This window comes from Streptomyces purpurascens (genome assembly GCF_045040895.1).
Lineage (GTDB): Bacteria > Actinomycetota > Actinomycetes > Streptomycetales > Streptomycetaceae > Streptomyces > Streptomyces purpurascens.
In genome coordinates, this window is record NZ_CP108341.1 from 1526586 (window position 1) to 1545880 (window position 19295).

Sequence of the window (19295 nt, forward strand, 5' to 3'; positions counted from 1 at the left end):
GCACCGGCCGGCCCGGCGGCGACATGCCGGGCGCGGTTTCCGGAGGGCCCGCCTCAGGCGGCCGGAGGCGGAAGAACGAGTGCGTCGGACGGCATGATCGGCACCCTAAGCCGCCGTTCCGGGCGTGGACAACTCCCTTTCCGGGCCGCCGCTGGCCACCGGCCGTTCGGAGCCCTTCGCGGGCGTCGAGGACTGCGCGATGAACGCGCCCACCAGCACGATGACGCCACCGGCGATCTGCGGCGCCGACAGGTGCTCGCCGAGCAGGACCCAAGCCAGGACGGTCGCGATGACCGCTTCGAGACAGGCCACGACACCGGCGACCTGCGGGGAGAGCCGGCGTACGGAGACCACGCCGGTGACGTACGCGACGACCGTGGCGACCAGGACGATCCAGGCCAGCAGGACGACGGCGGCGACGGGCGTGCCGTCCATGCGCGCGGTGCCCGTGAGCACGGACCAGTCCATGGTCCAGGGCCGGGCGACGACGGTCAGCACGGCCGCGCCGACGAGCAGGCCGTAGGCGATGACGCCGAGCGGGTCGGGCGCCTCGTCGCCGGCGTCGCTGCCCTGGTCGGAGAGGACGAAGTAGCCGACCTGGCAGCAGGCCGCGCCGAGCGCGAGCAACAGCCCCAGGGCGTCGAAGCCGAGGCCCGACCACACCTCGACGACGCACGCGAGTCCTCCGACCGCGAGGACGACACCGACCGCGGCGGCACGTGTCACGGGCCGCCGCTGCACGAACCGCACCCAGCCGAGCACGAGCGCGGGCGCCAGGTACTCGATGAGCAGCGCCACGCCGACGGGGATACGGGAGAGCGAGGCGAAGTAGAAGGCCTGGACACCGGCGACGGCCAGCAGCCCGAATCCGGCGAGGAGTCCGGGGCGGCGGCGCAGCAGCGCGCGGTGGCGTACGGCGAGCGGCAGCATCACCAGGGCGGCCCCGGTCACGCGCAGCCACACCACGTGCAGCGGGTCGAGGCCCGCCTCGATCAGCGGCTTGGCCGCGACTCCGGATCCGCCGAAGGCGACCGCGGACAGCAGCGCGAGACCGAGCCCCATGCCCCTGCCGCGCCTGCTCGGACTGCTCTCAGACGTACGCACCGGCACATGATGACAGGCCCTGACAGGAGCGTCACCCCCTATGGCACCTGTCTCACTGCCTGGACGGGGCGAACGCTCCGGGCAGGACCGGTCAGTGCGCGGGTTCGCCGCCTCCGGCCCACTCCCCGGGCCGGCCGTCGAGCCGGGCGAGCACCTCGTGCGGGTCGATCCCGGCGCGTCCGAGCACCTCGACCGCGCGCGCCTGCGCGTCGACGACGATCGCCGCGAGCAGGTCGATGCCGCGGGCCGGTCCGCCGCGGCGTGCGGCGCGTTCGCAGGCGTACTCCATCGACGCCGCGGCCAGCGGTGAGAAGCCCGCGCTCTCCGTCACCACGGGGACGGCGCCGGAGTCCTCGACGCCGCTCTGCCAGCGCAGGCCGTAGCCGATGCTGCGCTGGACGAGATAGCCCAGCAGTCGCGCGATCCGCGGTCCGTCACCGAAGACGGCACGCGCCTCGGGGTCGGACTCCAGCAGCGAGTGGAGCAGATGGGCCGTGTCGACCTGCCGGTCCCCGTCCCTGACCGCCCGGCGACGGGCACCACCGATCACCGACGCCAGCTCGTCACTGAGCCTGGCATCGTTCTCTGCGCGGTGGATGCCGTGCTCAGGGGCCAACTGCCGGGGGATACGGGGTTGCACATCCCCTACCCCATCAGTCCCGCGAGCCCGGGTCATCCTCGGCGGGGAGCATTTTCGCGTCCCACAGGAAGTGGACTTCGCCGGCCGGAATCTCCTCCTTACGGAGGAGATCAGGCTGTTTTGCCCGCGGACCCAGCATGTCTGACTGTTCGTCAGTATTGAACATTGCGGCCACCACCGCTACGTTCCGCGACACCCGAGACGAAGAGGTGGTCGCATGGCCGAGGTCAGCGCGGAGGCACGCATCGGGGCGCCGGCCGAGAAGGTGTGGGCCAGGCTCACGGACTGGTCCGCGTACGGCGAGTGGAACGCGACCCACACCAGCTTCCCGGCGGGCGGCCCCGAGAGCCTGGAAGTGGGCGCGACCTTCCAGGAGAACATGCGGCTGATGAACTTCCCGGCCGAGGTGGAGTGGACCGTCGAGGAACTCGAACCGGCCCGGGTGCTCGCCATCCGCGGCCAGGGCCCGATGGCCGTGACCGTCACGACGCGCTACACCCTCACTCCCGACGGCGACGCGACGACGGTCCGCATCGACGGCGAGTTCACGGGTGCGGCGGTGTCGTTGATGGCGGGCAAGCTCAGGGACTCGGCCACGGCGGCCCTGAACGAGTCGCTGCGCAAGCTGGACGGGCTGACGACCTGACACCCCGGCACGAAGAAGCGCCCCCCGGATCGCTCCAGGGGGCGCCTGCGCCACAAGGGGCGGCCCTCAGTCCTCGTCGGCGAGGATCAGGTAGAGCTTCTTACGGGCTTCGTTGATGACGCCGAGCGCCTTCTCCCGCTGCTCCTTGCTGCCGGTCTTCCAGACCTGGCCGAAGGCCTCCATCAGCCCGAAGCCGGCCTGGCGGATCTCGCCGAGGGCCTCCCAGTCGACCCCGCGGGAGGCCTCCTCCCAGGGCGCCTCGGGCCCCTCGTCGGCCGCCGTGCGGCCCGCTTCCGTGAGCGCGAACAGTTTCTTGCCGCCCTCGGACTCGCTGATGATGAGGCCCTCGTCCTCCAGCAGCTGAAGGGTGGGGTACACCGAACCCGGGCTGGGCTTCCACGCCCCGCCGCTGCGCTCGGCGATCTCCTGGATCATCTCGTAGCCGTGCATGGGCCGGTCCTTCAGCAGGGCGAGGATCGAGGCCCGCACGTCACCGCGCCGCGCCCTTCCCCTCGGCCCGCCGCGCCCTCGACCGCCCCAGGGGCCGGGACCGAAGCCCGGACCACCGGGCCCTCCCCAGCCGGGACCACCAGGACCACCGGGCCCGAAGGGACCGAAGGCCGCACGCAGCCCTTCGAAGCCGCCCCGGCCGTGACGCGATCCGCCGTGGCCATGTCCGTGCTCGTAACCGTGGGTACGCATCGCAACCACTCTCCATTCCATCGTTGATCTGTCGCGATGTCTCAACGATATATCGGTAGTGTTCTTATGGCAAGGCCCTGCCGGACCGAGCGGATTCAGCGGGCGTCGCGAATCCCGAGAATGTACGTGGCGGTCAGTGCCACGACGCGGTCTTCGTCCTGGGCCAGATCGGCGAGGGCACGGGACGCCGTGGGTCCCGGGATGTCCGCGAGCGCCTGGGTCAGCCGCCGGCGCGCGGACGGTGCGACGGTGCCGTGGGCGAGGCAGTCGACGAGCCTGGTGGCGATCCGGTCCGCGGACGCGGGGTCACTCGCCAGCGCGCTCAGCGCGTCGGCCGCGTCGACGTCGTTCGCCTCCTCGACGACCATGTCGACGAGCGTCGGGACCGCGTCGGCCACTCCGCGTGCCCCGAGCTCCAGAGCCGCGTACCTGCGGACCACGATGTCGTGATGCGCGAGAGCGTCCTTCAGCAGTGCGGTCGCCTCGCCGTTCGGCATCTCGGCGAGGGACTGGACGGCACGTTTCCTGACCTCGGCCACGGGTGAGCCGAGTCCCTCGGCGAGCAGGGCCGATCCGCCCTCGCCCGATTGCGCCAAAGCCCATCGAAGGGCTCCGGCGACGTTCGGGTCCGTCTCGCTCAACGCTGCCTCGACCAGGGCTTCCACCGGCCACGGAACCTCTTCGACCGAGGACAGGGCCGCGCGCTGGCGCGCCCCGGCGCTCTTCGATCCCAACGCGTGGAGGAGTCCGACGATCTGGAGGACGTCCTCCCAGCCGGCGGGTTCCGCGGCACCGATCCGCCGGAGTCGGGTGAGCAGCTCCGTCTCACTCGCGATGCGCTCTCGCGTCCGGTGGACGAGGTCGTCGACGAGCTCCGAGGGCCGGAAGCCGGGATCGTCCAGCGCGCGCCCGACCTCACGCAGCGACAGCCCCAATGACCGCAGGCTCTCGATGTGGAAGATCCGCCGGATGTCCTCGCCGGAGTACGCGCGATAGCCGGCGTCGGTACGGCCCGTCGGCCGCACCAGGCCGAGCGATTCGTAGTGCCTGAGCATGCGGGCGCTGACCCCGGACCGTCGTGCCACCTCACCGATCAGCACGCTCCGTCATCCTTCCTGGCCGGTCGTGCCGAGGGCGACGACGCGCTTCGCCTCCTCGATCGCGAACTCGAAACCGGCATCCGGGTCGCGCCGCAGCCGTTCCGTCGCGATCGCGTGCTGACGCACACGGGGGTCGGGATCCGTCATCGCGGCGCGCAGGGTCGGCATGACCGCCTCTCCGAGCGCGATCAACGCCCGGCTGAGGCTCGACTGCGTCTCACGCTCACCGCGTCCGAGCTGTGCCGCCAGCACGCCGGCCAGCCCGGCTTCTTCTCCTTCGGGCACGAGGACGACCGCTGCCCGCCAGGCGCTCCGCGCCACCTCGTCGTCGGGGTCGGTCAGAAGCGCCCGTGTGATCGCCGGCCACGCTCGCCGGTCCCCGATCTTGGACAGCGTGTGCAACGCCTGGCTTCGTGCCTGCGTACGCTCCGCGCGGAGTTCGCCCATGAGCTTGGGGACCGTCGTGGACGATGGGTGGCGAGTGAGCGCCCATGTCAGCATTTCGCGCACATGGAAATCGGGCTCGATCGCGCATCGTTCGATGAGCTTGTCGACGAACCGCGGATCCGGGGTCGCGCCGACCGCCAGCGCTGCCTGCAGCCGGACCGACGAGCCGCTGTTCTCCAGCCCTTGGAAAGCCCGCGTCGGGTTCGTGTCCTCTTTCGGCATGGTCATCGGAACCACCTCCTCGGCCACAGTGAAGACCTTGTCACTGTGTCAAGGTCAAGCGGAGCCACACCGAGGAAGCCGATGCGGGCCGGCCAGTCCGTGAACCGGGCCAGGACTCATGAATTGGCCTTGGTCCACGGCCTCGTCGGGCCTCTAGCGTCGGAGCATGCGGATTCGAATCGTCGATGCCTTCACCGACCGTCCCTTCACCGGCAACCCGGCCGGGGTCATGCTCCTGAACGACGCGGACGCCTTCCCGGACGACAGCCGGCTGCAGAACATCGCCCTGGAGGTCAACCACGCCGAGACGGCCTTCGCCCATCCCCTCCCCCAGGGCGGCGAGGCCGACTGGGCGCTGCGCTGGTTCACGCCGGCCGCCGAGGTCGCGATGTGCGGCCACGCGACCCTCGCCACCGCTCATGTCCTGCACACCACCGGCGCCCACGAGGGGCCGGTGCGGTTCGCGACCCGCAGTGGCGTCCTCGTCGCCACGCCCGCCGGCGACGGCTCCGTCACCATGGACTTCCCGACGGCTCCGCTCACCCCGGTCGACCCGCCCCGCGGCCTCGCCGAGGCCCTGGGAGCCGAGCCGCTGACGGTCCTCGACACCGGCCCGAACGTCGGCGATCTGCTCGTCGAGCTCGCCGACGAGAAGACGGTGCACGGCCTCGGCCCCGACCTCAAGGCCCTCGCCACCCACTCCGCCCGCGGCGTCATCGCCACGGCCCGCGCGGAAGACCCCGCCCAGGGCTACGACTTCGTCTCGCGCTGCTTCTTCCCGAACGTCGGCATCGACGAGGACCCGGTGACCGGCAGCGCCCACACCGCGCTCGCCCCGTTCTGGTCCGAGCGTCTGGGCCGCCCGGGCCTCACGGGCCTCCAGGCCTCACGCCGCTCCGGCCGCGTTCGCACGGAACTGCGCGGCGACCGCACCCTGCTGACGGGCAGGGCGGTCACCGTCATCGAGGGCGAGCTGCTGGCCTGAAACGCCGGGCCGTGGGAAACGAGGGGCGTACGACACCGTCGTACGCCCCTCCGCCGGTCGTTCACGCCGTCGGGAGCCACCCGACCTTGCCCGCCAGCAGCGCGTACCCGACGAACGCCCCGATGTCGAGCAGCGAGTGCGCCACCACGAGAGGCCCGACGCGGCCCCAGCGGCGGTACAGGTAGACGAAGACGACGCCCATGGCCAGGTTCCCGATGAAGCCGCCGATGCCCTGGTAGAGGTGGTACGAGCCGCGCAGCACCGAGCTGCCGACCAGCGCGGCCATCGGGGTCCACCCCAGTTGCCCGAGGCGGCGCAGCAGATAGCCGACGACGATCACTTCCTCCAGCACCGCGTTCTGGATCGCGGAGAGGATCAGCACCGGGTACTTCCACCACACGCCGGGCAGCGCCTCCGGCACCACGGTGAGGTTGAAGCCGAGGCCTCGCGCCGCGAGGTAGAAGGCGATGCCGGTGCTGCCGATGACCGCCGCGATCGCCGCGCCGCGGCCGAGGTCGGGCCAGGGACGGGTGCGGTCGAAGCCGATGGTGCGCAGACTCGCGCCCTCGCGCAGCAGGAAGTGCGCGACGAGCGCGACGGGCACGAGCGCCGTGGTGATCCCGAAGAGCTGCCAGGCGAGGTCGAGCCAGGGACGGCCGGGCGCGGCCGAGGCGTTCATCGTGGCCGCCTGGTCCTTGAGCCCGCCGGGCTTGGTGACCGAGCCGATGAAGCTGATCAGGGCGGAGACTCCGCTCGCCCCCAGCGAGAGCGCCAGCACGAGCAGGGTCTCGTTACGGAGCATCCGCCGCGAGAGCCCCTGCTGGGGAATGGAATCGTCGGCCACCGGGCTCGCCTCCGCCTGCACACCTGCCTCCACTTCACCGACCTGTCGGAAACGATCTGTCGGATCAGTATGAAGGCAGCAGGATGTCACCCCGGCGGCGCGTCAGCCCAGCGGCACCGGCTCCGGCAGGCCCACCGGCCAGGTGTGTACCGGATCCCCCTGGTGCATCAGCTCGCGGTAGCGCCGGGTGGTGGCGGCCAGCGCGGCCTCCCGCGTGTGGCCCGCGTCCAGCGCCTTGTGGAAGGTCGCGGCCTGCCAGCTCGCCCCGTTCACCCGGCGCCGGCACCGTTCCTCGATCACGCCCAGGTACAGGTCGCGGTCGGCCGGCTCGACACCCCACGCGTCCAGCCCGGCCTCGGCGAGCGGCAGCAGTTCGTCCCGTACGAGGCTCACCGCGTCGACCTGCGTGGTGCCGCCGTACCGGCCGCGCCGGGGCCAGGTGAAGCGGGCGTCGATGCCGTCCTGGCAGGCGGCGTCGAAGTTGGCGGCGGCCGCCTCGAACGGCAGCCGCGTCCATACCGGCCGGGGCTCCTCGGCGAGGGCACGGACGACGCCGTAGAAGAACGCCGCGTTGGCGACGACGTCGGTGACGGTGGGCCCGGCGGGCAGGACGCGGTTCTCCACACGCAGGTGGGGGACGCCGTCGGCGATGCCGTAGACCGGGCGGTTCCAGCGGTAGATCGTGCCGTTGTGCAGGACGAGCTCGGCGAGCGAGGGGGTGCCGCCCCGGTCGAGCACCTCGAGCGGATCCTCGTCGTCGCAGATCGGCAGCAGCGCCGGGTAGTAGCGGAGGTTCTCCTCGAAGAGGTCGTACGCCGAGGTGACCCAGCGCTCGCCGAACCAGGTGCGCGGCCGGACGCCCTGGGCCTGGAGTTCGGGCGGGCGGGTGTCGGTGGACTGCTGGAACAGCGGGGGCCGCGACTCGCGCCACAGCTCGCGGCCGAACAGGAAGGGCGAGTTGGCGCCGACGGCGATCTGCGCGGCGGCGACCGCCTGGGCCGCGTTCCACACGTCGGCGAACCGGCCCGGGGTGACCTGGAGGTGCAGTTGCACGGAGGTGCAGGCGGCTTCCGGCGCGATGGACTTCGAGGTGCAGGTGAGGTGCTCCACGCCGGCGATGTCGAGGGTGAACTCCTCACCCCGGGCGGCCACGATCTGGTCGTTGAGGAGGGTGTAGCGGTCGACGTCGGAGAGGTTCGACGACACCAGGTCGTCCCGGTCGAGGGTCGGCAGAATGCCGATCATCACGATTCCCGCGTCGACTTCCCCCGCTTTCCGGTCGGCATATGCCAGTGACGTACGGAGTTCCTCCCCGAGCCGGTCGAATACCCGGCCGCCCAGACGGTGTGGTGGAATGTTCACTTCCAGGTTGAACATGGCGAGTTCTGTTTGGAAGTCCCGGCTAGCGATACGTTCCAGGACTTGCGCATTCAACATTTTCGGCATGCCGTCGGTGCCCGCGAGATTCAATTCGATCTCCAGCCCCATGAGGTTCTTCGGGCGATCGAACCGCTTCTCCGCCAGGAGCCGCTCCAAGCCCGTCAGACACCGACGGAGCTTGTCGCGGTAGCGCTGGCGATCGGACAGGTCGAACCGCCCTGCCACGACCTTCTCCCCCATCGAAGCGTCCCTCCTCGGATGATGCGGGCCTCAAGATCCGGCCGCCGGGATCACGGTCAGGTGGAGGATGCCCAGCGAAAGCGATCGATAACGTCCCGGACGGGTCCGCCGACCGCTACGCTGGTCGCGTGTGACCAGTGGCACATTCACTCGGCATGTCGCACAGGACGGGTTTCGGTGTCCACTCGGTGTCCGCGAACTCGTGAAAAACGCCGACGAGAATGGGCCGACCGGTTCGCGGACATTCGCCGAGGTCATCACCTCACACCCCCGCCTGGAATCGGGATAATTCTCGCGTATCGCCGACCGAATGTACCCTTGTTCTACTCACCGGAAACGGCTAGGCGAAACCCAGTCTGATCCCGTGTCGTATAAACTCCGCGGCAAGGCAGAAGCTTGGCGCCCACGGTCGATGGGTCCTGCCGTCGAGTCGGTGATCGGCGGACCCCACCCCCCTCTCGCTCATGAGACCCGGCCCTGCCTCTGTCGACCCTCGTGAGCAGACAGCGCCGTCCGCCCCCGCCCTCGTGCCACCGTGCCTTTGAATGAGAGGCGACCCACCATGCCGCTGCATGTCCCTCCGGCTCCCGCGCCCGCACTCCGCTCCGTCCTGACTGCGCTCTCCTCGCCGACCGCGGTCCGGGAGGCCCGAACTCCCTCCCTGCTCCGCGCCCAGGGACCCGTCGCAGCCGAGCTCCCGCTGCCCGTCCACGTTCTCGACCGGGTCACGGCCGAGGGGGTATCGGCCACCCGGCTGGCCGGGTGGCGCTTCCTGATCCGCTGCGGCGAGCGTGCCGTGGCCGCGGCGGAGACCATGCTGACTCCCGACGGCTGGGCCTTCTCCCATTTCTTCGAAGGCCCGTACATCACCTCCACCGAGCGTGCCCTGCGCCAGGCCGAGACGATGCCGCAGCCGTACCAGCCCCGCCTGCTGTCGGTGCCCGGCCTGTACATGCTGACGCTCTGGCTGCACGAGGACTGCACCGCGGACGGTGCCACCGGCCACCCCGCCGCCACCGACCTGCTCGTCCCGCTGGCGCCCGCGCCTCCCGGCATCGCGGCACATCGCCCGCACCGCGTCGCCGAACTCCTCCCGGTGCTGACCCACCGGGCGACTCCGACGAGACTGCTCGGCTCACCCGCCTGAAAACGCTACGCGCGAAGCCTTCCGCACCCCGTCGCCGAATTCCCGGCGACGGGGTGCGGGCTTTTTATCGCTCGTACGAGCACCTAATAGCTCGTACGAGCCGAAAAGCCCCCCGGCCCGACCTGACTAGCCCTATCCGGCCACTGCGAACCACCCGAAGTGACAGCCCAGTTGGGATGAACCGTCCGCGCGGGTGACGCGTCCTGAATCTGTGAGAAGCGGTGCCGCGAAATCCCTGCGGAATGACGCCCGTGGGGCAACACTGGGTTCCGACGACTTATCACGGGGGGCGGCCATGAACGACACTTCTAGCCGCGGAACAGACACGACGACCGACTCAGACAACTCAGTCACCTCATCCATCACGACAGAGCGAAAGATCCCACCCATGTGCCAGCACCAGACACCATGCTCATCAGCCGAATCCGCCGACCGGGAGTCCGCCCGTCTCGTGGCGCACCACCCGGAACAGGGGTGGAGCCTGCTGTGCAACGGCGTGGTGCTCTTCGAGGACACCGGTGAGCTTCTGCCGGACGGCCGGGTCATCGACCCGCACCGTCCGCTGGCCGGCAGCCAGGTGATGACGGCTGCCTGAGGGCCGCCGGGCGGGGTGACGCCCCGCCCGCAGACATGAGGGGCCGGCCGCGGGACACCCTGCGAACCGGCCCCGACGCATGTCCGGGGGTCGTCACTCCCCGTCACCCGCCGCGACTTCCCGTTCCTGGCTCGTACGCCTTCCCACGGGTGCCCGTTTTCCGGAAGACTCCTGGAAGTTTCGCGGTCACCCGTCGACGGAGGTGGGGCAAGTGGCAGCACGTGAGGCCGACGCCGAGGGCAAGGTCACGATCACGGAGATCGCCCGGCAGGCCGGCGTGTCCGTGCCGACCGTGTCCCGGGTCGTCAACGGCCGGTCCGACGTGTCGCCGCAGACCCGGGCCCGGGTCGAGGAGCTGCTGCGCCGGCACGGCCACCGCAAGCGCCCCGCGGCCCCGGGGACCCGTGCGGCCCTGCTCGACCTGGTCTTCAACGACCTCGACAGTCCCTGGGCCGTGGAGATCATCCGCGGCGTCGAGGAGGTCGCGCACGCGGCCGGGGTCGGCACGGTGGTGTCGGCCATCCACGGGCGGTCGGGCGACGCCCGCGAGTGGATGCGCAACCTCCGGGCCCGCGCGTCCGACGGCGTCATCCTCGTCACGTCGGCGCTGGAGCCGATGCTCCACGAGGAACTGCGGATCCTCGGCGTCCCGCTGGTCGTCGTCGACCCGGCGGGCTCTCCCGCCCTGGACGCGCCCACGATCGGCGCCGCGAACTGGTCGGGCGGCATGGCGGCCACCGAGCATCTGCTGTCCCTCGGCCACCGCCGGATCGGCCTGATCGCCGGCCCACCGCGCCTGCTGTGCTCCCGGGCCCGGCTGGACGGCTACCGGGCGGCCCTCGAAGGCGCCGGTGTCGCGATGGACCCGTCCCTCGTCGTCCCCGGCGACTTCCGCCCCGAGTCCGGTTTCACCGCCTGCAACACTCTGCTCGACCTGCCCGAGCCGCCGACGGCCGTGTTCGCGGCCAGCGACCAGATGGCACTCGGCGCGATCGAGGCACTGCGGCGGCGCGGGCTGCGGGTGCCGCAGGACATGAGCGTGGTCGGTTTCGACGACCTTCCGGAAGTCCGCTGGTCGGCTCCCCCGCTGACCACGATCCGCCAGCCCCTCGCCGACATGGGCAAACTGGCCGCCCGCACGGCCCTCCGCCTGACCCGCGACGAACAACCCGACTCCCCACGGGTGGAACTGGGAACGGACCTGGTGATCCGCGCCAGCACGATGCCCCCGGGGCAAGCCTGACCCGGAGCCGGGCCCGACACCGACCGGACAGCGGCGCCGGCCCACCCCCGGCACATCCCGAACGGCGCCCCGCCGCCCCCCGACAGCAGGGCGCCACCCACCCCGCTACCTCCCCCCGAGCGCCTCACGCAGCGCGAAGTACGCCGGCTTCGGCCTGAGCTGCTCGTCCCACGGCAGGGCCGCGCCCTCGCCCGGGAAGAACGGCGGGATCCAGGAGTACTTGTCGGTGTAGTCCCAGAGGGTGATGCCGACGCACCGGCGTACCGCCAGGCACGCCTCGGTCAGGTCCCGGTACCACTCGGCCTGCTGGGCCAGCTTCTCCTCGGTCGCGGGCAGCTGCATCCGTATGTCGACCTCGGTGAGCGCCGTGTCGAGGCCGAGCCGGGAGAAGCGGCGGAGGTTGTCCTCCAGGGTGGTGGGATAGCCGTACTGGAGGGCGAGGTGGGCCTGGAGGCCGATGCCGTGCAGCGGGACGCCCTTGGCCTTCAGCTCCTTGGCGAGCTTGTGGTACGCGTCGCTCTTCGGGCCGATCCCCTCGATGTTGTAGTCGTTGAGGTAGAGCTTCACGCGCGGATCGGCCTGATGCGCCCAGCGCAGCGCGTCGGCGATGTACCCGGGCCCGAGCGTCTTGTAGAAGACCGACTCCCGGTACGTACCGTCCTCGTTGAACGCCTCGTTGACGACGTCCCAGGCGAACACCTTGCCCCGGTAGTGCCGTACCTCCGCCTGGACGTGCTTCTTCAGCACGGCCCTCAGCTCGGGCGCCGTCCACTCCCGCCCCGTGAGCCACCCGGGCAACTGGCTGTGCCAGACCAGGGTGTGGCCGCGCACCTTCTGCCGGTTGGCACGGGCGAGGTTCACGATCTCGTCGCCCTGGGAGAAGTCGAACACGCCCTGCTGCGGCTCGGTCGCGTACCACTTCATGCCGTTGCCGGGCGTGATCTGGTCGAACTCGCTGCCGAGCAGGGCCTTGTACGGCGCGTCGACGAGCTCGGGATTGTCGGTCGCGCTGCCGAAGTAGCGGCCGTGCCGCTGGGCGAGGTCCGCGAGGGTGGGTTCCTTGCCGTACTCCTCGCCGGCCTGTGCCGCCGGGCCGGTGGCGATGCCTCCGGCCACCAGCACGGCGGCCAGCGCCCCGGCGAGTCTGAGCCGTATGGCGGTCCTGCGCATGGTGCGACTCCTCACGATCAGATCGGATCAGATCAGGTGGGTGGGTGAGCCGGACGTACGTCCGCGGCGCGCGTCAGCCCTTCGTGGCGCCCGCGGTGAGGCCGCCGACGAGTTGCCGCTCGGCGACCGAGTAGAAGGCGAGTGCGGGGACCATGGCCAGCACCAGATAGGCGAAGACCTTGGCGTACTCCGCGGAGTACTGCCCCTGGAACTGCTGCACGCCGATCGGCAGCGTCCACCACTGCGCGTCGGTGAACACCAGCAGCGGCAGGAAGAAGTTGTTCCAGCTGGTGACGACGGCCAGCACCGAGACCGTGCCGAGCGCGGGCCGCGCCATGGGCAGCAGCACCCGCCAGAAGAAGCCGAACGAGCTGCATCCGTCGAGCGTCGCCGCCTCCTCCAGCTCGCCGGGGATCTGCCGGAAGAAGCCCCGCAGGATGATGATGGTCATCGGCAGCCCGAAGGCCGCCTGCGGGAGGATCACGCCGAGGGGGTTGTCCAGCAGGCCAAGGGAGCGCAGCAGCAGGAACAGTGGCAGGGCCGCCACCGCGAACGGGAACATCAGCCCCATCGTGAACAGCGTGAACAGCACCTCCCGGCCACGGAAGGCGAACCGTGCGAAGGAGAAGGCCGACAGGGCCGAGACCGCGACGACCAGGACGGTCGTGCCCACCGCGATCAGCGTGCTGTTGCCGATCAGCCGCCAGAAGTCCCCCGAGCCGAGGATCTGGGTGTAGTTGGAGGTCACCCACGACTCGGGCAGACCGACCGGGTTGCGGGACAGCTCGTCGGTGGACTTGAAGCCGGAGAGCGCGGCGTAGAGCAGGGGGACGGCCATGACCGCGCCGACGACGACCAGGACGAGGTGCAGAGGCACGCTCCCGCCCCTGCGGGACTTCCGACTGACCGTCACTTTCCGTCACCCCGCATGGTCGTGGTGGCCCCTTGCAGGTCGCGCCGGAGCACGAACCGCTGGTAGGCGAGGGCGAAGACGAGGCTGATGCCGAACATGACCACGCTGATCGCGCTGGCGTAGCCGACCTGGTAGCGCTTGAAGCCGTACTGGAACATGGTCACGGCCATGGTCTCGGAGTGGTGGTCGGGGCCGCCCGCGGTGGTCACCCACACCAGGTCGAAGAGCTGGATCGACCCGATGACCGCCAGGAACACGCTGATGCGCAGGGTGGGTGCCAGCAGCGGCAGGGTCACATTGCGGAAGCGCTGCCAGGGACCGGCCCCGTCGATGAGCGCCGCCTCGGTCAGCTCCCTGGGGACGGCCTGGAGTCCGGCCAGGTACAGCATCATGTGGAAGCCGAAGTACTTCCAGGTCATGACCAGGAACAGGGTCGCCATGACCATGGACGGGTCGGCGAACCACTCCCCGCCGAGCCCCTCCAGCCCGAGCCTGCCGAGGAGCTGGTCGGCGAAGCCGTCGTCCGGGGCGAAGATCATGCCGAACAGGACACCGGTGATCGCCTCCGACAGGACGTACGGGGCGAAGAACAGCATCCGGTACACCGCCCGGCCGCGCATGCGCTGGTTGAGCAGGACGGCCATGGCGAGCGCGAACGGCAGCTGCAGGACGAGCGACAGCGCCACGAGGACGAGACAGCGCCACAGGTCGCCCAGGAAGACCTCGTCCTGGAAGAGCCGGGTGAAGTTCTCGCCGCCGATGTAGTCGGAGGGCATGCCGAAGCCGCCCCAGCGAAAGAACGCGGCGTACAGGGCGAACAGCATCGGCAGCAGCACGAGCCCCATGAACAGCACCAGGGCGGGCAGCTGGAAGCCGGTCGCGGTCAGCCAGTTCAGCGCGCGTCGCCGGGCCCGGCTCCGTGCCCGGTCCGCGGCCGGGGGCGGAGGGCCGACATCGGGGCCGGTCCGTTTGTCCGGCAGGAACGTGGAGGTCATCGCCGGCTACTGCTCTTCCTTCGCGGTCCTGGTGATCGACTGGCCGACCTGCTCGGGAGACTTGGAACCGGCGATGAGCGCGGCGACGCTGTCGTTGACCTCCTGGCCGACGGCGGGCGCGTACGCCTGGTCGAGGTAGAGCTGGAAGCCGGTGGCCTTCTTCAACTGCTCCTGTACGGCCTTGATGTTGGGGTCGGCGATGGCGCTCTCGGCCGCCGGGACCACGGGGAGGACGCCGGTCTTCTTGACCAGTTCCAGGTCGGTGGCCTCGGACGCGAAGAACTTCAGGAAGTCGACGGCCGCCTGCGGGGCGCCCCGGCGCAGGGCGTGCCCGCCGCCTCCGCCGAACACCTCGGTGAGGGCGCCCTTGCCGCCCTCGACCTCGGGGAACGGGAAGAAGCCGAGGTCCTTGCCGAGACCCTTGCCCGCGTCGGCCTGCACCACGGGGGCCCACTGACCCATGAGCTCCATGGCGGCCTTGCCGTTGCCGACGGTGGCGGCCTGGCCGGTGGGCGTGGAGTAGGCGGCGCCGAGGTAGCCCTTCTGGAACGGCTGGAGGCCGACGAGTTCGTCGAGGTGCTCTCCCGCCTCGACGAAGGGGGCGCCGGTGAAGTCCTTGTCCTCGTAGGCCTTCTGCAGCGCGTCGGCGCCGGCGGTGCGCATCGCGAGGTAGGCCCAGTAGTACATGCCGGGCCACTTCTCCTTGCCGGCCAGGGCGAGGGGCGTGACCTTGGCGGACTTCAGCTTCCGTACGGCGTCGAGGAAGCCGGCCCACGTGGTCGGGGGCGCGCTGATGCCGGCCTTCTCGAAGAGGGCCTTGTTGTACCAGAAGCCGATCATGCCGATGTCGAACGGGATGCCGTAGACCTTGTCGTCGATCAGGTACGGCTCTCTGGCGACCGGGAGCAGGGCGTCGCCCCACGGCTTGGTGCTGTCCGTGAGGTCCTCGACGAGTCCGGCGTCGACCTGCTGCTTCAGGACTCCGCCGCCCCAGGTGTGGAAGATGTCGGGCAGCTTCCCGGAGGAGGTCAGGGCCGTCATCTTCGACTTGTAGGCGTCGTTCTCCAGCTGGACGATCTTTATCTTGACCTTGGGGTTCTGCGCCTCGAACTTGCGGGCGAGAGCAGCCCACACACTCTTCGCCGGCTCGGTGGTGGAGATGTTCCACCACTCGATCGTGGTCGTCCCCGACGACCCTCCGTCCGAGTCCCCGCCGCATGCGGTCAGGGCCGTCATTGCCAGACCGGCCGCGGCGGAGGCCGCCAGAAAGCCGCGGCGGGACAGTGCCGGGTCGCCCATCATGCTCCTCGAAAGTTTCGGATGAACTCCAGAAAGCTGCGTCGTTGCCGCACCCTAGAGACAGCCGCCAAAGGGTGACAACCCCTCGCGCACGGTGAATCTCCCCGCGAGGCAAGAGCGTGAGAGTGGGCGAAACATTCGGAATGCTTAACGAACCTTACGGAGTCCACCCGGCCTGCGATCACACAGGGTGTTCAGATAGGGACCGGCCGCGGACACCGCGTTGGCGCACGGACGGGCCGCTCGGCAGCCGCCCCACCCGCCCTCAGCTCGGGTTTCCCACTCCCGGCACCCCGACCGGCGGCACCCGACGCCGAGTCTTAACGGAAGCTTGACGCGCCCAGCGCCCACATCCCAGGGCCACGACATCACGCTCCGCTTACGCTGATCGGGCCGTCCAGTGATGGCCGGAAATACCCTGCGCCGCCTCTCGGGAGCACCTTCGATGGCCACCACTGAGCACCTGCCACCGAGCCGTACGGAGCCCGCCCCACCCGGTCGCCTGCGTGCCTGGATGCTGGAGGGCCTGTCCGACATGGGCAAGGGCGGCGGCCACACCGGACCCCACGCCGAACCGGAGCCCCCGCACAAGGGCCAGCCCTGGTGGCGGGTGATGTGCCTGACCGGCGTCGACTACTTCTCCACGCTCGGCTACCAGCCGGGCATCGCGGCCCTGGCCGCCGGACTGCTCTCCCCGATCGCGACGATCGTGCTGGTGATCGTCACGCTGGCGGGCGCCCTGCCGGTCTACCGCCGGGTGGCCGAGGAGAGCCCCCACGGCGAGGGCTCGATCGCGATGCTGGAGCGGCTGCTCTCCTTCTGGCAGGGCAAGCTGTTCGTCCTCACCCTGCTGGGCTTCGCCGCCACCGACTTCCTGATCACCATCACCCTGTCGGCCGCCGACGCCTCCACCCACCTGGTGGAGAACCCGCACCTGAACAGCGCCCTGCACGACAAGCAACTGCTCATCACGCTGATCCTGGTCGCGCTGCTCGGCGCGGTGTTCCTCAAGGGCTTCCTGGAGGCCATCGGCGTCGCGGTCGCCCTGGTGGGCGCCTACCTCGCGCTGAACGCGGTCGTGGTGGCCGTCGGCCTCTACCACGTGGCCACCGCCGGGCATGTGGTCACCGACTGGTCCAGCGCCCTCACCACGCAGCACAGCAACATATTCGCCATGATCGGCGTCGCTCTGCTCGTCTTCCCCAAGCTGGCCCTCGGTCTGTCCGGATTCGAGACCGGCGTGGCCGTGATGCCCCACGTCAAGGGCGACGACGGCGACACGGAGGAGAACCCGAAGGGTCGCATCAGGGACACGAAGAAGCTGCTCACCACGGCCGCTCTCATCATGAGCGTCTTCCTGATCACCACCAGCTTCATCACCACCCTCCTCATCCCCGAGAAGGAGTTCGAGGCGGGCGGCCAGGCCAACGGACGCGCACTGGCCTATCTGGCCCACGACTACCTGGGCAACGCCTTCGGCACCGTCTACGACGTCTCGACGATCGCCATCCTGTGGTTCGCCGGCGCCTCCGCGATGGCGGGCCTGCTCAACCTGATGCCGCGCTACCTCCCCCGCTACGGCATGGCCCCGCACTGGGCCCGCGCCGTGCGCCCGATGGTCATCGTCTTCACCCTGGTCGCGTTCCTGGTCACCTGGATCTTCGACGCCGACGTCAACGCGCAGGGCGGCGCCTACGCCACCGGTGTGCTGGTCCTCATCAGCTCCGCCGCGATCGCGGTGACCATCGCCGCCCGCAAGGCCCGGCAGCGGAACTGGACCATCGGCTTCGCGGTCATCTCCGCGGTGTTCCTCTACACGACCGTGCTCAACGTCATCGAGCGCCCGGACGGCGTGAAGATCGGTGCCTGTTTCATCGCGGGGATCATCCTCGTCTCCCTGCTGTCACGGCTGGCCCGGGCGTTCGAGCTGCGCGTGACCAGCGTGTCGCTGGACGGCATGGCGGAGCGCTTCGTCCGGGACATGGCCAGCCGCAGGATGCGGTTCATCGCCAACGAGCCCGACCGGCGCGACATCGCGGAGTACCGGGACAAGATCGAGCAGATCCGGCAGGACAACGACGTGTCCGGGCAGGAGGACTTCGTCTTCGTCGAGGTGTCGGTCACCGACCCGTCGGAGTTCGAGGCGAGCCTGACCGTACGCGGCGAGGTGCTCCACGGCCGCTACCGCGTTCTGACCCTGGAGTCCTCCTCCGTCCCCAACGCGCTGGCCGCCCTGCTCCTCCACGTGCGCGACACGACCGGCTGCACCCCGCACATCTACTTCGAGTGGACCGAGGGCGGACCCTTCACGAACCTCCTGCGCTTCTTCCTGTTCGGCCAGGGCGAGGTCGCGCCGGTGACCCGCGAGGTCCTGCGCGAGGCGGAACGCGACCGGAAGCGGCGGCCGCGGGTGCACGTCGGCTGACCGGCCTCAGACGCCCGGCCTTCTCCTGCCGAGACCTCTGCGGGGCCGGCGCACCACGACCTGTCCGAAGCTGATCTCGCCGGTGATCCGCACCCGCAGCACGACAGGCGCCTCGGCTGCCCCTCTCGCCCGGCGCGCCTTGATCTTGGAGTAGTTCAGCACCAGCGATCCGGTGTCCACCACGACACCCGGCCGGGTCACCAGCTTCAGGGCACTGCCACCCATCTCCAGGTCGATGTGCAGCGTGTCCTGGGTGATCACCGCGTCGGTGAAGTCGAGCGTCACCTCGCCGAACGACGAACGGATCTCCAGGCGCCGTGGCACCACCCAGGCGTCGCCGCGCCGGGTCGAGGCCCCCTGCTGCTCGATCCGGACGACGTCCTCGGCCTCGACGGGAGTCTCGCCCACCGCCTCGGGCAGATCCGTCGTCAGCACGGCCAGCTCGCCGACCGTACGGGCGGACAGCGCGGCCTCCAGCCGCTCGTCGAGTTCCTCCATGGTCAGCCGGCCGTCGCCCGCGGCGACGCGCAGCACGTCCACGATCCGGTCCCGGTCCGCATGCGAGGCCCTCACCTCGGGCGATCCACCGGTACGCGAGAACTCCCCCGCCATCACAGCCCCCGATCTCCCCGGGCGCGGCACCCGACCCACCCACTCGCCGACTAACGCTATATCGCGTCACACCCGACGGCCAACCCCGCATCCGCCGTTCCCCTCCCCCGCCCCTATCGTGACCGGCATGCAGTCCTACACGATCGGCCAGGCAGCGCGACTGCTCGGCGTGAGCCCGGACACCGCCCGGCGCTGGGCGGACGCGGGCCGCCTCACCACCCACCGCGACGAGGCCGGGCGACGGCTCGTCGACGGACGGGACCTGGCCGCCTTCTCGGTCGAACTCGCCAGGTCCGGCACCACCGAGGAGGACGCCCCGTACACCTCGGCCCGCAACGCCTTCCCCGGCATCGTCACCGCGATCAAACTCGGCGATGTCGCCGCCCAGGTGGAGATCCAGGCCGGCCCCCACCGGCTCGTCTCGCTGCTCACCCGCGAGGCCGTCGAGGAGCTGGGCCTGGAGGTGGGCATCGAGGCGACGGCCCGCGTGAAGTCGACGAACGTCCACATCGACCGCGTCTGAGCCTCGTACGTACGAACGCACATACACACCCGTAGGGCCACTCGCCCTCGCTCATGCGAAGTG

Annotated in this window: 19 protein-coding genes; 7 read left to right on the forward strand and 12 right to left on the reverse strand. The window is 70.3% G+C overall.

Going from position 1 to position 19295, the window contains the following annotated elements:
- Positions 1-105: 105 nt before the first annotated feature.
- Together OHU35_RS06960 and OHU35_RS06965 are read right to left on the reverse strand one after the other, a co-directional pair.
- Positions 106-1110: a DMT family transporter gene (locus tag OHU35_RS06960; protein ID WP_189724535.1), complete on the reverse strand. Its 1005-nt coding sequence runs from the start codon at positions 1108-1110 to the stop codon at positions 106-108.
- An 85-nt stretch (positions 1111-1195) separates the two neighbouring features.
- Entirely contained in the window at positions 1196-1744 is a 549-nt protein-coding gene (locus tag OHU35_RS06965) for a Clp protease N-terminal domain-containing protein (RefSeq protein WP_405505031.1), read from the reverse strand.
- Positions 1745-1961: 217 nt separating this feature from the next.
- On the opposite strand from OHU35_RS06965, the gene OHU35_RS06970 reads away from it, so the two are divergent.
- On the forward strand, positions 1962-2390 hold the full coding sequence (locus tag OHU35_RS06970) for an SRPBCC family protein (protein WP_405505032.1): 429 nt from the start codon (positions 1962-1964) through the stop codon (positions 2388-2390).
- A gap of 66 nt (positions 2391-2456) precedes the next feature.
- Here the strand turns inward: OHU35_RS06970 and OHU35_RS06975 are convergent, their stop codons facing one another.
- From OHU35_RS06975 to OHU35_RS06985, 3 genes are all read right to left on the reverse strand, one after another.
- Positions 2457-3092, reverse strand: coding sequence for a PadR family transcriptional regulator (locus OHU35_RS06975; protein WP_359894885.1), 636 nt, complete (start codon positions 3090-3092; stop codon positions 2457-2459).
- A 95-nt stretch (positions 3093-3187) separates the two neighbouring features.
- The gene (locus tag OHU35_RS06980; RefSeq protein ID WP_405505033.1) at positions 3188-4192 is read right to left on the reverse strand and encodes a HEAT repeat domain-containing protein; all 1005 of its coding nucleotides are present in this window, start codon (positions 4190-4192) and stop codon (positions 3188-3190) included.
- A 6-nt stretch (positions 4193-4198) separates the two neighbouring features.
- Complete coding sequence (locus OHU35_RS06985; protein ID WP_405509181.1) at positions 4199-4867, reverse strand: HEAT repeat domain-containing protein; 669 nt, start codon at positions 4865-4867, stop codon at positions 4199-4201.
- A gap of 160 nt (positions 4868-5027) precedes the next feature.
- Between OHU35_RS06985 and OHU35_RS06990 the strand changes: the two genes are divergently transcribed.
- On the forward strand, positions 5028-5846 hold the full coding sequence (locus OHU35_RS06990; protein ID WP_359894883.1) for a PhzF family phenazine biosynthesis protein: 819 nt from the start codon (positions 5028-5030) through the stop codon (positions 5844-5846).
- Positions 5847-5907: 61 nt separating this feature from the next.
- Here the strand turns inward: OHU35_RS06990 and OHU35_RS06995 are convergent, their stop codons facing one another.
- Positions 5908-6711: a CPBP family intramembrane glutamic endopeptidase gene (locus tag OHU35_RS06995; RefSeq protein WP_189724541.1), complete on the reverse strand. Its 804-nt coding sequence runs from the start codon at positions 6709-6711 to the stop codon at positions 5908-5910.
- An 81-nt stretch (positions 6712-6792) separates the two neighbouring features.
- Positions 6793-8310, reverse strand: a complete 1518-nt coding sequence (locus tag OHU35_RS07000) for a glutamate-cysteine ligase family protein (RefSeq protein WP_189724542.1) — start codon at positions 8308-8310, stop codon at positions 6793-6795.
- 562 nt (positions 8311-8872) lie between these two features.
- Between OHU35_RS07000 and OHU35_RS07005 the strand changes: the two genes are divergently transcribed.
- The 3 genes from OHU35_RS07005 to OHU35_RS07015 all read left to right on the forward strand — a co-directional run bounded on the left by OHU35_RS07005 (position 8873) and on the right by OHU35_RS07015 (position 11295).
- A complete protein-coding gene (locus tag OHU35_RS07005) occupies positions 8873-9457 on the forward strand; it encodes a hypothetical protein (RefSeq protein ID WP_189724543.1) in 585 nt (194 codons plus the stop codon).
- A gap of 388 nt (positions 9458-9845) precedes the next feature.
- On the forward strand, positions 9846-10052 hold the full coding sequence (locus OHU35_RS07010) for a DUF5999 family protein (protein WP_189724544.1): 207 nt from the start codon (positions 9846-9848) through the stop codon (positions 10050-10052).
- Positions 10053-10263: 211 nt separating this feature from the next.
- On the forward strand, positions 10264-11295 hold the full coding sequence (locus OHU35_RS07015; RefSeq protein WP_405505034.1) for a LacI family DNA-binding transcriptional regulator: 1032 nt from the start codon (positions 10264-10266) through the stop codon (positions 11293-11295).
- Between the two features lie 105 nt (positions 11296-11400).
- Here OHU35_RS07015 and OHU35_RS07020 read toward each other — a convergent pair whose 3' ends face one another.
- The 4 genes from OHU35_RS07020 to OHU35_RS07035 all read right to left on the reverse strand — a co-directional run bounded on the left by OHU35_RS07020 (position 11401) and on the right by OHU35_RS07035 (position 15672).
- On the reverse strand, positions 11401-12465 hold the full coding sequence (locus OHU35_RS07020; protein ID WP_189724546.1) for an endo-1,4-beta-xylanase: 1065 nt from the start codon (positions 12463-12465) through the stop codon (positions 11401-11403).
- A gap of 73 nt (positions 12466-12538) precedes the next feature.
- Positions 12539-13303 carry a carbohydrate ABC transporter permease gene (locus OHU35_RS07025; RefSeq protein WP_229872965.1) on the reverse strand — a complete coding sequence of 255 codons (765 nt, stop codon included), beginning with the start codon at positions 13301-13303 and terminating at the stop codon, positions 12539-12541.
- A 71-nt stretch (positions 13304-13374) separates the two neighbouring features.
- A complete protein-coding gene (locus OHU35_RS07030; RefSeq protein WP_405505035.1) occupies positions 13375-14373 on the reverse strand; it encodes a carbohydrate ABC transporter permease in 999 nt (332 codons plus the stop codon).
- 6 nt (positions 14374-14379) lie between these two features.
- Entirely contained in the window at positions 14380-15672 is a 1293-nt protein-coding gene (locus OHU35_RS07035) for an extracellular solute-binding protein (protein ID WP_189724597.1), read from the reverse strand.
- 445 nt (positions 15673-16117) lie between these two features.
- Here OHU35_RS07035 and OHU35_RS07040 point away from each other — a divergent pair, with 445 nt between their 5' ends.
- Positions 16118-18097 (forward strand): APC family permease, encoded by a 1980-nt coding sequence (locus OHU35_RS07040; protein WP_405505036.1) that lies wholly within the window; start codon positions 16118-16120, stop codon positions 18095-18097.
- A 6-nt stretch (positions 18098-18103) separates the two neighbouring features.
- Here the strand turns inward: OHU35_RS07040 and OHU35_RS07045 are convergent, their stop codons facing one another.
- The gene (locus OHU35_RS07045) at positions 18104-18670 is read right to left on the reverse strand and encodes a DUF1707 domain-containing protein (protein ID WP_372498810.1); all 567 of its coding nucleotides are present in this window, start codon (positions 18668-18670) and stop codon (positions 18104-18106) included.
- 166 nt (positions 18671-18836) lie between these two features.
- Between OHU35_RS07045 and OHU35_RS07050 the strand changes: the two genes are divergently transcribed.
- Positions 18837-19232, forward strand: coding sequence for a molybdopterin-binding protein (locus OHU35_RS07050; protein WP_189724551.1), 396 nt, complete (start codon positions 18837-18839; stop codon positions 19230-19232).
- The last annotated feature ends 63 nt before the right edge of the window (positions 19233-19295 follow it).

Coding starts and splice junctions, on each gene's coding strand:
- OHU35_RS06970 (WP_405505032.1), top strand. CDS start 1,962: ATGGCCGAGGTCAGCGCGGAGGCACGCATCGGGGCGCCGGCCGAGAAG.
- OHU35_RS06975 (WP_359894885.1), bottom strand. CDS start 3,092: ATGCGTACCCACGGTTACGAGCACGGACATGGCCACGGCGGATCGCGT.
- OHU35_RS06985 (WP_405509181.1), bottom strand. CDS start 4,867: ATGACCATGCCGAAAGAGGACACGAACCCGACGCGGGCTTTCCAAGGG.
- OHU35_RS06990 (WP_359894883.1), top strand. CDS start 5,028: ATGCGGATTCGAATCGTCGATGCCTTCACCGACCGTCCCTTCACCGGC.
- OHU35_RS07000 (WP_189724542.1), bottom strand. CDS start 8,310: ATGGGGGAGAAGGTCGTGGCAGGGCGGTTCGACCTGTCCGATCGCCAG.
- OHU35_RS07005 (WP_189724543.1), top strand. CDS start 8,873: ATGCCGCTGCATGTCCCTCCGGCTCCCGCGCCCGCACTCCGCTCCGTC.
- OHU35_RS07010 (WP_189724544.1), top strand. CDS start 9,846: ATGTGCCAGCACCAGACACCATGCTCATCAGCCGAATCCGCCGACCGG.
- OHU35_RS07020 (WP_189724546.1), bottom strand. CDS start 12,465: ATGCGCAGGACCGCCATACGGCTCAGACTCGCCGGGGCGCTGGCCGCC.
- OHU35_RS07025 (WP_229872965.1), bottom strand. CDS start 13,303: ATGGCCGTCCCCCTGCTCTACGCCGCGCTCTCCGGCTTCAAGTCCACC.
- OHU35_RS07030 (WP_405505035.1), bottom strand. CDS start 14,373: ATGACCTCCACGTTCCTGCCGGACAAACGGACCGGCCCCGATGTCGGC.
- OHU35_RS07035 (WP_189724597.1), bottom strand. CDS start 15,672: ATGGGCGACCCGGCACTGTCCCGCCGCGGCTTTCTGGCGGCCTCCGCC.
- OHU35_RS07040 (WP_405505036.1), top strand. CDS start 16,118: ATGGCCACCACTGAGCACCTGCCACCGAGCCGTACGGAGCCCGCCCCA.
- OHU35_RS07050 (WP_189724551.1), top strand. CDS start 18,837: ATGCAGTCCTACACGATCGGCCAGGCAGCGCGACTGCTCGGCGTGAGC.